At 72.0% G+C, this 11,264-nt stretch carries 11 protein-coding genes; 5 read left to right on the forward strand and 6 right to left on the reverse strand.

Annotated elements, in window-relative coordinates:
- Nucleotides 1-24: 24 nt before the first annotated feature.
- The 4 genes from EI169_RS06295 to EI169_RS16915 all read right to left on the reverse strand — a co-directional run bounded on the left by EI169_RS06295 (nucleotide 25) and on the right by EI169_RS16915 (nucleotide 3,613).
- The gene (locus EI169_RS06295) at nucleotides 25-759 is read right to left on the reverse strand and encodes a response regulator transcription factor (protein ID WP_125131573.1); all 735 of its coding nucleotides are present in this window, start codon (nucleotides 757-759) and stop codon (nucleotides 25-27) included.
- Between the two features lie 76 nt (nucleotides 760-835).
- On the reverse strand, nucleotides 836-1,828 hold the full coding sequence (locus EI169_RS06300) for an NAD-dependent epimerase/dehydratase family protein (protein ID WP_125131574.1): 993 nt from the start codon (nucleotides 1,826-1,828) through the stop codon (nucleotides 836-838).
- An 84-nt stretch (nucleotides 1,829-1,912) separates the two neighbouring features.
- Nucleotides 1,913-3,316, reverse strand: a complete 1,404-nt coding sequence (gene gndA, locus EI169_RS06305) for an NADP-dependent phosphogluconate dehydrogenase (RefSeq protein WP_240640720.1) — start codon at nucleotides 3,314-3,316, stop codon at nucleotides 1,913-1,915.
- Nucleotides 3,317-3,490: 174 nt separating this feature from the next.
- Complete coding sequence (locus tag EI169_RS16915; protein WP_276312932.1) at nucleotides 3,491-3,613, reverse strand: hypothetical protein; 123 nt, start codon at nucleotides 3,611-3,613, stop codon at nucleotides 3,491-3,493.
- Nucleotides 3,614-3,852: 239 nt separating this feature from the next.
- Between EI169_RS16915 and EI169_RS06310 the strand changes: the two genes are divergently transcribed.
- Together EI169_RS06310 and pth are read left to right on the forward strand one after the other, a co-directional pair.
- Complete coding sequence (locus tag EI169_RS06310) at nucleotides 3,853-4,509, forward strand: 50S ribosomal protein L25/general stress protein Ctc (protein WP_125131576.1); 657 nt, start codon at nucleotides 3,853-3,855, stop codon at nucleotides 4,507-4,509.
- 77 nt (nucleotides 4,510-4,586) lie between these two features.
- The gene (gene pth, locus EI169_RS06315; RefSeq protein WP_125131577.1) at nucleotides 4,587-5,168 is read left to right on the forward strand and encodes an aminoacyl-tRNA hydrolase; all 582 of its coding nucleotides are present in this window, start codon (nucleotides 4,587-4,589) and stop codon (nucleotides 5,166-5,168) included.
- Nucleotides 5,169-5,170: 2 nt separating this feature from the next.
- Here the strand turns inward: pth and EI169_RS06320 are convergent, their stop codons facing one another.
- Complete coding sequence (locus EI169_RS06320; RefSeq protein ID WP_125131578.1) at nucleotides 5,171-5,716, reverse strand: hypothetical protein; 546 nt, start codon at nucleotides 5,714-5,716, stop codon at nucleotides 5,171-5,173.
- A 119-nt stretch (nucleotides 5,717-5,835) separates the two neighbouring features.
- On the opposite strand from EI169_RS06320, the gene mfd reads away from it, so the two are divergent.
- Nucleotides 5,836-9,423 (forward strand): transcription-repair coupling factor, encoded by a 3,588-nt coding sequence (gene mfd / locus EI169_RS06325; RefSeq protein WP_164515452.1) that lies wholly within the window; start codon nucleotides 5,836-5,838, stop codon nucleotides 9,421-9,423.
- A 90-nt stretch (nucleotides 9,424-9,513) separates the two neighbouring features.
- Here mfd and EI169_RS06330 read toward each other — a convergent pair whose 3' ends face one another.
- Nucleotides 9,514-10,467: an NAD(P)-dependent alcohol dehydrogenase gene (locus EI169_RS06330; protein WP_205783885.1), complete on the reverse strand. Its 954-nt coding sequence runs from the start codon at nucleotides 10,465-10,467 to the stop codon at nucleotides 9,514-9,516.
- Nucleotides 10,468-10,566: 99 nt separating this feature from the next.
- On the opposite strand from EI169_RS06330, the gene EI169_RS06335 reads away from it, so the two are divergent.
- Nucleotides 10,567-11,001 (forward strand): hypothetical protein, encoded by a 435-nt coding sequence (locus tag EI169_RS06335; protein WP_125131579.1) that lies wholly within the window; start codon nucleotides 10,567-10,569, stop codon nucleotides 10,999-11,001.
- Entirely contained in the window at nucleotides 11,001-11,216 is a 216-nt protein-coding gene (locus EI169_RS06340) for a helix-turn-helix transcriptional regulator (protein WP_125131580.1), read from the forward strand. Before EI169_RS06335 ends, EI169_RS06340 begins: the two co-directional genes overlap by 1 nt.
- The last annotated feature ends 48 nt before the right edge of the window (nucleotides 11,217-11,264 follow it).

The raw sequence follows: 11,264 nt of genomic DNA on the forward strand, positions 1-11,264 counted from the left end.
GGGTGTTCGGTCGGGGCGCGTCGGTCACTGCGGGGCTTTGATCATGTAGCCCACGCCTCTGACGGTCTGGATGAGGGGCTCGCGCCCCGCGTCGATCTTCTTGCGCAGGTACGAGATGTAGAGCTCGACGACGCTCGAGCGGCCGCCGAAGTCGTAATTCCACACGCGGTCGAGGATCTGCGCCTTCGACACGACGCGGCGCTGGTTGCGCATGAGGTAGCGCAGCAGCTCGAACTCGGTCGCCGTCAGCTCGATCGACTCGCCGTCGCGGAACACCTCGTGGCTGTCCTCGTTGAGCGAGAGATCGCCCACGCGCAGGATCGGCTCGGACTCGCCCGAGGTCGCCGTGCCGGCGCGGCGCATGAGGCCGCGCAGCCGCGCCACGACCTCCTCGAGGCTGAACGGCTTCGTGACGTAGTCGTCGCCGCCCGCGGTGAGGCCGGCAACCCGGTCGGCCACCGCGTCCTTGGCCGTGAGGAAGAGCACGGGCACGTCGTTGCCGGAGTGGCGCAGGCGCTGGAGCACCGCCATGCCGTCGAGGTCGGGCATCATGACGTCGAGGACCATCGCATCGGGGTCGAAGTCGCGCGCGGCCTGCAGCGCCTGCAGCCCCGAGGAGGCCGCGCGCACGTCCCAGCCCTCCATCCGCAGCGCCATCGAGAGCAGGTCGGTGAGCATCTGCTCGTCGTCGACCACGAGCACGCGCAGCGGCGAGCCGTCGGGACGGGTCAGCGAGGGGGCGGTCGCGGTCGCATTCATGGTCCTCATTGTGCGCGCATGGCTATGAGCTTCCTATGGGAGAGGCTATGCGCACGCTGGGAATGCGCTCGCTCGTCTAGCGTGCGGCGACGTGGGCGACCATCCGGTCGAACAGCGCGCCCTTCTCCGCGTCGACGCGCTGCCACTCGGGGTGCGCGTCGTAGAAGGCGAGGATGCGGCGGGCACCCTCGTCGAACGTGATGGTCGTGCCGAAAGCCGGCGCGAGCGCGCGCACCTTGGCGGAGTCGAACACCATCGAGTGGGACTTGTCCCCGAGCAGGCCCGGCCCGAGATCCGGCGCGGTCGCCGCGATCGTCTCGCTCGCGACGTGGACGAGTTGCGGATCCTCGACGCCCGCCGCCGCGGCGAGCCAGCCGTAGATCGCGTTCCACGTCGGCGCGTGATCGCCGGTGATCGTGAACGCCTCGCCGATCGCGGCCGGGGCACCCAGGAGTGCGGTGAACGCGACGGCGAAGTCGTCGGCGTGCGTGAGGGTCCACAGGCTCGTGCCGTCGCCGTGGACCACGACGGGCCGGCCCGCGCGCATGCGGGCGATGTCGGTCCAGCCGCCCATCGTGGGAAGGAGGGTCTCGTCGTAGGTGTGGGAGGGGCGCACGATCGTGGCGGGAAGGCCCTGGTCGCGATACGCGGCGACCAGGAGGTCCTCGCACGAGATCTTGTCGCGCGAGTACTGCCAGAAGGGATTGCGCAGCGGCGTCGACTCGGTGACGGGCAGGCGCGCGGGCGGCTTCTGGTACGCCGAGGCCGAGCTGATGAAGATGTACTGGCCGGCCGCGCGGCCCGCCGCATCCAGCGCAGTCCGCACGTGCTCGGGCACGAACGAGAGGAAGTCGGCGACCACGTCGAAGGGACGATCGCCGACCGCCGCGCGCACGGCGGCACCGTCGCGCACGTCCGCCTGGAGTGTGCGCACCCCGTCGGGGAGGCGCCGGATGCTTCGGCCGCGGTTGAGGACGGTGACCTCGTGGCCGGCGGCGACGGCGGCGCGTACGCACGCGGTGGAGATGACGCCGGAGCCGCCGAGGAACAGGACGCGCAGAGAGCTCATGCGCCCGACCCTAGCGGGGCGGGCGGCGACGGCCGCGGGGGATTGCGCGAGGGCGCCGCCGTCGAGTGCGACGCCCTCGCACGATCAGTGCGTGTCCTCGGCCTCGACCTCGGTGCGGTCGCCCGACCACAGCGTGTGGAAGGTCCCCGGCTTGTCGATGCGCTTGTAGGTGTGCGCGCCGAAGAAGTCGCGCTGACCCTGGATGAGGGCGGCGGGGAGGCGCTCGGCGCGCAGGCCGTCGTAGTAGGCGAGCGACGACGAGAACGCCGGCGACGGGATGCCCACGCGCGCGGCGGTGGCCACGACGTCGCGCCACGCCTGCTGAGCGCGCTCGAGCGCCTCGACGAAGTAGGGCGCGGTCAGCAGCACCGGCAGGTCGGGGCTGTCGGCGTATGCGTCGGTGATGCGGTTGAGGAACTGCGCGCGGATGATGCAGCCGCCGCGCCAGATGGACGCGATCGCGCCCAGGTCGATGTTCCAGCCGTACTCGGCGGCGCCGGCGCGGATCTCGTCGAAGCCCTGCGAGTACGCGACGATCTTCGACGCGAACAGGGCGAGGCGGATCTTCTCGACGAACGCATCGGCGTCCTCGACCGTGAAATCCTCCGACGGGCCGGGCAGCCCACGCGAGATCTCGCGCTGCTCGGGGTGCGACGACAGCGAGCGTGCGAACGTCGCCTCCGCGATGCCCGACACGGGCACGCCGAGGGACAGCGCGGTCTGCACGGTCCAGGCGCCGGTGCCCTTCGCGCCGGCCTGGTCGACGATGACGTCCACGAGCGGGCGTCCGGTCGCCGCATCCGTCTGCCGCAGCACCTCGGCGGTGATCTCGATGAGGTACGACTCCAGCTCGCCGCGGTTCCACTCGGCGAAGACGTCGGCGATCTCGGCAGGCGACTTGCCCGTGCCGCGGCGGATGAGGTCGTACGCCTCGGCGATCAGCTGCATGTCGGCGTACTCGATGCCGTTGTGCACCATCTTCACGAAGTGGCCGGCGCCGTCGTGGCCGACGTGCGTGACGCACGGCTCGCCTTCGGCGATTGCGGCGATCGACTTCAGGATCGGGCCGAGGGTCACCCACGACTCGTCTGAGCCGCCGGGCATGAGCGACGGGCCGTGAAGCGCGCCCTCCTCGCCGCCCGAGACTCCCATGCCGACGAAATTGACACCCGTCTCGCGAACCGCCTTCTCGCGGCGGATCGTGTCGGTGAACAGCGCGTTGCCGCCGTCGACGATGATGTCGCCCGGCTCGAAGACGCGCAGCAGCTCCTCGATGACCGCGTCGGTCGGGCCGCCCGCCTTGACCATGATGATCGCGGTGCGAGGCGTGGTGAGGGAGGCGGCGAACTCCTCGTAGGAGAACGCGGGGACGAAGCCGGCCTCGGGGTGCGCGCCGACGAGTTCGTCGGTCTTGGAGCGCGAACGGTTGAACACCGCGACCGTGTTGCCCTCGCGGCTGGCGAGGTTGCGGGCGAGGTTCGACCCCATCACGGCCAGGCCGACGACACCGATGTTGGCGCGGGCCGTGGCGGCGGAGGGGGCAGCGGGCGAGGACTCGGATGCGGACACGCGCTCTCCTGGATCGTTTCGACGGATTCGCGCGGCGCAGCGTCTCGCGCGTCGTGCCCAGCCTATCGCCGGGCGACCGTCGCGATCGGGCGCTCAGTCCTTGCGGTAGCCGGCGCGTCCCATCGAGAACAGCGCGCCGACGACACCGACACCGCCGACCAGGGCGATCGCTCCGACGATCCAGAGCATGAGGTGGGAGAGAATATCGGCGGGCATGGATCCTCCGTAGGGTGCGTCCTCATCGTATCGGGGCCGCTGGTAGACTCGTCACCGAACTTCGGCGAGGGATGCGCGTGCGCGTCCGTGATCGACGCGGTGATGCAGGCTCCCGGCTTTCCTCACGCGCGCGCGTTCGAGTCGAATCCAGACCCCCACACGTGCGGCCGCGTGCCGCGAAGATCCGCGGGCATCCGTCCGCCCAGGCAGAGGGCCGCGTGCCCGCAAGGAGAATCGACATGTCGGAAGACAACAAGGTCCACGCCGAGGTGCGCGAGAGCTTCGGCAAGGGCCACGCCCGCCGTCTGCGCGCCGCCGGCAAGATCCCGGCCGTGCTCTACGGTCACGGCACCGACCCGCAGCACCTGGCGCTGCCGGGCCACCAGATGTCGCTGCTCGTCCGTCGCGCCAACGCGCTGCTCGAGCTGGACCTCGCCGCCGGCACCCAGCTCGCGCTCGTGAAGGACGTGCAGAAGGACCCGGTGCACCAGATCATCGAGCACATCGACCTGCTCGTGGTCCGGCGCGGTGAGAAGATCGCCGTCGACGTGCCCGTCGTGATCGTGGGCGAGCCGCAGTCCGGCACGATCGCGACTCTCGACAGCGCCACCGTGTCGCTCGAGGTCGAGGCCACCCACATCCCGGAGAACATCGAGGTCGACGTCGAGGAGAAGGAGGACGGCTACCGCGTGACCGCCGGCGACCTCGTCCTCCCGCGCGGTGCGACGCTCGTCACCGACCCCGAGGCGCTCATCGTCGCCGTCGCGATCCCGCTGGCGACCCTCGCCGCCGAGGAGGAGATCGCCGAGGCCGACGCCGCGGTCGCCGAGGAGCAGGCCGAGGAGTCCGCCGAGGAGACCGAGGGCGGCGAGTCCGAGGCATCCGACTCGGAGTGATCCCGGTCGTCATGATCAACCCGGAGGGGCGCCGCGTGCGCCCCTTCGGCGTCTGAGCGAGCGAGAGGAACGCGCGCATGCCCGACACGTGGCTCGTCGTGGGACTCGGCAACCCGGGGCCGCGCTACGCCGCCACGCGGCACAACGTCGGCCAGATGGTCGTCGACGAGCTGGCGTCCCGGCGCGGCGAGTCGTTCTCGTCGCACCGCGCCAACGCGCGCGTCGCCGAGACGTGGCTGCGTCCCGGCGCGGCCAAGCTCGTGCTCGCGAAGCCGAACAGCTTCATGAACGTGTCGGGGGGTCCCGTCACCGGCCTCGCGCAGTACTACGGCGTCGACCCCGAGCGCGTCGTGGTCGTGCACGACGAGCTCGACATCCCGTTCGACACCCTCCGGCTGAAGGCCGGCGGCGGCCACGGCGGCCACAACGGCGTCCGCGATGTGGCGAAGGCGCTCGGCACGCCCGAGTTCCCGCGCGTGCGCGTGGGCATCGGTCGCCCGCCGGGGCGGCAGGATCCCGCCGACTGGGTGCTCGATCCATTCGCGGCCGTCGAGCGCACCACCCTGCCGATCCTCGTCGGCGATGCCGCAGACGCCGTGGAGCTGCTGGTCGACGAGGGCCTCCTCGCCGCCCAGCAGCGCTTCCACGCGCCGCGCTGAGCTCAGCCGGCCGGCAGCGGGACGGTCGCCGTCGACGCGGTCCCGACGGCCAGCAGGATGCTGACGGGGATGACGGCGAGCACGGCGAGCACGATCGCGGCGATGCCCCAGCCGCGGCCGCGGTTGCGCACCGCCGCGACGATGCCCTGGATCAGCGCCCACAGGCCCAGCACCGCCATGACCGTGTAGCCGACGACGACGAGGATGCCGCCCAGGGCCGCGTTCGCCTGCGCTTCCGGCGGCACGTTCGTGGCGTCGAGGGTCGCGCCCTCGGAGGTCACCTGGGCGTACTGCGCGAGGGCGCCCAGCCGCGTACCGCCGATGTAGGTGAGGATCGAGCCGACGACGATCGCCAGCAGGGCGACGACGAACGCCACGACGCCCAGCGTCGCACGGCCCTTCTCGCGGCGACGCGGCGCCGCGTCGACGGGCGGCGGAGCAGCGTACGAGGGGGCGGGCGCCGGGGGCGGCGTGGCGCGGCGCTCGTCGTAGCCGGGCGCGTCCGCCGTCCGGCGCTCGGGGGGCTCGGGCGGGGTGGTGCTGCTCATGGACCGCTCCTTCGGTGCTGCGCCGACGCGGGCCGCCGACGGCTGGCGGTCAGTTTAGGGGCGGCCCCGGGCGCGGTCCATCGGGTCCCGACGTCGGCGGCCGCCGGTAGACTTCTGCGGTGACAATTCCCGGGATCGTGCGCGCCCTCGAGCAGGCTGACTCGTTCCGGGAGGCGGCTTCGCTGGCCGTCGCAGACGTCGACCTCTCTCTCGTCGACGGCCTCGACGCCCCCGCGCTCGCGGGTCTGCTGGAGCGACGGCGCGCCGGTGGTCGACCGGCGGCGCTGCTGGTGATCGCCCCGACCGGGCGGCGCGCCGAGAGCATCGGGCCCGCGCTGTCGGCCGTGCTCCCCGGCGCAGAGGTGCTGCACTTCCCGGCGTGGGAGACGCTGCCGCACGAGCGGCTCAGCCCGAGTCCCGAGACGGTCGGCCGGCGCATCGCGGTGCTCCGTCGCATCGCCACGTGGGACGGCGCGACGCCACTCATCGTCACCGCGTCGGTGCGCAGCGCCCTGCAGCCCGTCGCCGCGGGCCTCGGCGACGTCGAGCCCGTCGACCTGCGGGTCGGCGCACGCGGATACGACCTCGAGACGGTCGTCGCGCGCCTCGTCGAGCTCGCGTACCACCGCGTCGACATGGTCTCGCGCCGTGGCGAGTTCGCCGTCCGTGGCGGCATCCTCGACGTCTTCCCGCCGACCGCCGACCACCCGCTGCGCGTGGATTTCTTCGGCGACGAGGTGGACGCCATCCGCGCCTTCTCCGTCGCCGACCAGCGCTCGCTCCCGGGCGAGGTGCCCGCGGTCACGCTCATGGCGAGCCGTGAGCTGCTGCTCACCGACGACGTCCGCGCGAGGGCGGCGCAGCTGCGCGACGAGTTCCCGGGCCTGCGCGCGATGCTCGAGAAGATGGCGGAGGGGATCCCCGTCGAAGGCATGGAGTCGCTCACACCGATCCTCCTCGACACGCTCTCGCCCCTCGCGGACTTCCTCCCGGAGGGCGCCGCGGTCGCACTCGTCGACCCCGAGCGTGCCGTCACGCGCGCCATGACGCTCGGCGAGACCAACCGCGAGTTCCTCGACGCGGCGTGGTCGGCCGCGACCGCCGGCGCACGCGTCCCGATCGATCTGGACTCGGGCGACTTCCTCACCCTGCCCGAGCTGCGCGACGCCGCGCACGCGCGCGGCGGCGTGTGGTGGACGCTGTCGGCATTCGACTCCGGCGCGTCGGATGCGGCGGCCGAGGGCCTGGAGGTCGCCGAGGGCAGCGCCGTGCGCATCCGCGCCCGCGCGGTGCCGTCGTTCCAGGGCAACGTCGACGGCGCGACGGCCCACATCGGCGAGCTGCTCGCCGACGGGTGGAGCGTCGTGGTCGCCGCATCCGGCTCGGGGCTCGTCGACCGAGCCCGCGACGTGCTCGCCGACCGCGGCATCGCCGCGCGGCGCGTCGACGACGTCCGCGGCGTGCCCGAGCCGGGCGTCGCGCACGTCGTCGCCGCCTCGCTCGAGCGCGGCTTCGAGCTGCCCGAGGTGCGGTTCGCCGTCCTCACCGAGACGGAGTTCTACGGCCGCACGATCGGCGGCGACTCGCGCGTTGTGAAGAAGCTCGCGTCGCGCCGGCGGAACGTCGTGGACCCGCTGCAGCTGAAGCCCGGCGACTTCGTGGTGCATGCCACGCACGGCATCGGCAAGTTCGTCGAGCTCGCGCAGCGCGAGGTCTCCAGCGGCGGTCGCAACCCCACGAAGACGACGCGCGAGTACGTCGTGCTGGAGTACGCGCCCTCCAAGCGCGGGTATCCGGGCGACAAGCTCTTCGTGCCGACCGACCAGCTCGACCTGCTGTCGCGCTACGTCGGCGGCGAGGCGCCGACCCTCTCGAAGATGGGCGGCAGCGACTGGGCCGCCGCGAAGGGACGCGCGCGCAAGGCCGTGCGCGACATCGCGGTCGAGCTCGTGAAGCTCTACTCCGCCCGCATGGCGTCGAAGGGTCACGCGTTCGGCCCCGACACGCCGTGGCAGCGCGAGCTCGAAGAGGCGTTCCCGTTCGCCGAGACGCCCGACCAGCTGCAGACGATCGACGAGATCAAGGCCGACATGGAGAAGCCCATCCCCATGGACCGGCTGCTCTCGGGCGACGTCGGGTTCGGCAAGACCGAGGTGGCGGTGCGTGCCGCATTCAAGGCCATCCAGGACGGCAAGCAGGTCGCGATGCTCGTGCCGACGACACTGCTGGTCAAGCAGCACCTCGAGACCTTCACGGAGCGCTTCGCCGGCTTCCCCGTGAAGGTGCGCCCGCTGTCGCGGTTCCAGACCGACAAGGAAGCGCGCGACACGCTCGCGGGGCTCACCGACGGCACCGTCGACATGGTCATCGGCACGCACCGCATCCTCACCGAGAAAGTGATCTTCAAGGATCTCGGGCTCATGATCATCGACGAGGAGCAGCGTTTCGGCGTCGAGCACAAGGACGCCCTGAAGAAACTGAAGACGAACGTCGACATCCTCGCCATGAGTGCGACGCCCATCCCGCGCACGCTGGAGATGGCCGTCACCGGCATCCGCGAGATGTCGACGCTGCAGACGCCGCCCGAAGACCGGCACCCGATCCTGTCGTATGTCGGGCCGCGCAACGACAAGCAGATCGCCGCCGCCATTCGTCGCGAGCTGCTGCGCGAGGGCCAGGTGTTCTACGTGCACAACCGCGTGTCCTCGATCCAGCGCGTCGCCGCGGAGCTGGCCGAGCTCGTGCCCGAGGCGCGCATCGCCGTCGCCCACGGGCAGATGGGGGAGCACGCGCTCGAGCAGGTCGTCGACGACTTCTGGGAGCGGCGCGCCGACGTCCTGGTCTGCACGACGATCGTGGAGACGGGCCTGGACATCTCCAACGCGAACACGATCATCATCGACCGCGCCGACAAGTACGGTCTGTCGCAGCTGCACCAGCTGCGCGGGCGCGTCGGCCGCGCTCGCGAGCGCGCGTACGCGTACTTCCTGCACGACGACACCAAGCCGCTGTCGGAGACGGCGGCAGACCGCCTCGAGACGATCGCGGTGAACAACGACCTCGGCAGCGGCATGCAGGTGGCGCTGAAGGACCTCGAGCTGCGCGGCGCGGGCAACCTCCTCGGTGCCGAGCAGGCCGGTCACATCGCGGGCGTCGGGTTCGACCTGTACCTGCGGATGATCGGCGAGGCCGTCGCGACGTTCCGCGGCGAGGAGACCGAGGGCCCGACCGAGCTGCGGCTCGAGCTGCCCGTCGACGCGCGCCTCCCCGAGGCCTACATCGACAGCGAGCGGCTGCGCCTCGAGGCGTACCAGAAGCTCTCCGCCGCGGCATCCGCGACGGCCAAGGACGACGCGATCGACGCGGTCGTCGATGAGCTGCGCGACCGCTACGGCGAGCCGCCGAGCGACGTCGAGGGGCTCATCGCCGTCGCCCGGCTGCGCCGCCGCGCCGCGCAGGCGGGCCTCGCCGACGTCGTCGCGATGGGTCCGAACCTGCGCATCGCCCCGGCGCATCTGCCGGATTCGATCCGCGTGCGCCTGCAGCGGCTGCATCCGAAGGCCAAGATCGTGGCCGGCGGCGACGCGCTCGTCGTGCCGCTGCCTGCGCACGAGAGCGACGCGGAGCTCATCGCGTGGGTCGCGCAGTTGCTTGACCAGATCTTCCCGGTGCCGACCGCGGCTCCCGCCGAGGCCGCGTCGGCCTGACGCGCGGAGTTCGTTGCGCGAGAGTGCATCCTCGCGGCGAGAGTGCACCGCCGAACGAGCGGTTTCGCCGCAGTGGTGCACCCTCGGCGATCAGGGGCGGACCAGGACGGTGCCGACCTTGCGACCGGAGTCCACGCGCGCGTAGGCCTCGGCGATGCGGTCGAGCGGCACGACGGCGTCGACGAGCGGTGCGAGCGTGCCGTCGGCGACCCACGCGAGGAGGTGGGCCACGAGCGCGGGCGATTCGCTGGCCGTGCCCGTGATCGTGGGGCGACGCGCGAAGAGGGTCTCGGCGAGCGTCGCCGCGGCGAGGATGAGCCGGCCGTCCGGACGCAGCAGGGTCGACGCCGCGGACGGATGCAGCACCCCGGCCGTGTCGAACACGACGTCGAAGCGCGCGCCGAGGCCGCCGAGCGACGCGTGCGTGCGGTCGATGACCTCGTCGGCGCCGAGCGCGCGGACGACCTCGACGTTGCGCGTGCTCGCGGTCGCCGTGACGTGTGCCCCCAGGGCACGCGCGACCTGAACGGCGTGCGAACCGACGGCGCCCGCGCCGCCGACGACGAGCACGCGTTCCCCGGGCGCGACGCTCGCTCTGTCGCGGAGGAACCACAGCGCGGTCGTGCCGCCGAACAGCACCGCCGCAGCCTGCTCGTCGTCGACGGCATCCGGGATCAGGCTCAGCCGCCGCGCGGCGACGGCGACCTGCTCGGCGTGGGCGCCGAAACGCGCGCCGGTCATCCCGCACACGCGCTGCCCGACGGCGAGGTCGGCGACATCCGGTGCGACCTCGCGCACGGTGCCTGCGACCGCGACGCCGAGGATGCCGCGGCGCGGCCCGCGGAGACCGAGCGCGAGGCGGGCCGGGGTCGCGAAGCCGGGGGGGAAGTGCGCGCCGCGGATGCGCGCGTCGCCGGAGTTCACGGAGGCCGCCGAGACATCGACCACGACCTCGCCCGGGCGCGGGCGGGGTGCGGGCACGCGTTCGATGCGGACGACGTCGGGGGCGCCGTATCGGTGGACGACAGCAGCGGTCATGGTCATGGCGACTCTCCTAGGTGTCAAAGATTCTTGACATCGCATCGTGCCCGCCGTAGGTTCGCTGTGTCAAGTTTTCTTTACACCAGGATTGCGGAGGGCGCGATGTCGTACGAGGAGCGCAACACGTGGGCGGGGCTCATCGCATCGGTGCCCGCGATCGTCGCGTATGTCGTGTGGATGCTGGTCGAGGGCGCGCGCACCCCCGTCGCGGAGATCGTGTGGGTCTGGCCGATGCTCGGGACGATCGTCGTCGGTCTCGTCGCCGCGATCCTCATCGCGATCGTGTGGGGGATGATCGCCGGCGCGCGCGACCCCGATCTCGAGCACCGCGCCGACGTGCGCGACCGCGAGATCGCGCAGCGTGCCGAACGGGTCGGCCAGGCGTTCCTCGTGATCGGCGGTCTCGTGGCGCTCGTGCTGTGCGCCGTCCAGGCGCCGTGGTTCTGGATCGCCCAGGCGCTCTACGCGGGGTTCGCCGTTTCGGCGGTGATCAGCAGTCTGACCCGTCTCGCGCTGTACCGCGGGGGGATGCCGTGATGGCGCGTCCGACCCGGGTGGTCAACAGCATCCGCACGCATCGAGAGCGGCTCGGCCTCACGCAGGCGGAGCTCGCGCGACGGGTGGGCGTGACGCGGCAGACCCTCATCGCGATCGAACTGGGCCGCTACTCGCCGAGCCTCGAGCTCGCGTTCCAGATCTGCGCCGAGTTCTCCGCCCGGCTCGATGACGTGTTCGCGTACCACCCGGACTGACGCGCCCTTCGTGCACGACCCGCCGCCCCCGGTTCGTTTCTCAGGAGA

Source organism: Microbacterium sp. 10M-3C3, from assembly GCF_003931875.1.
GTDB lineage: Bacteria > Actinomycetota > Actinomycetes > Actinomycetales > Microbacteriaceae > Microbacterium.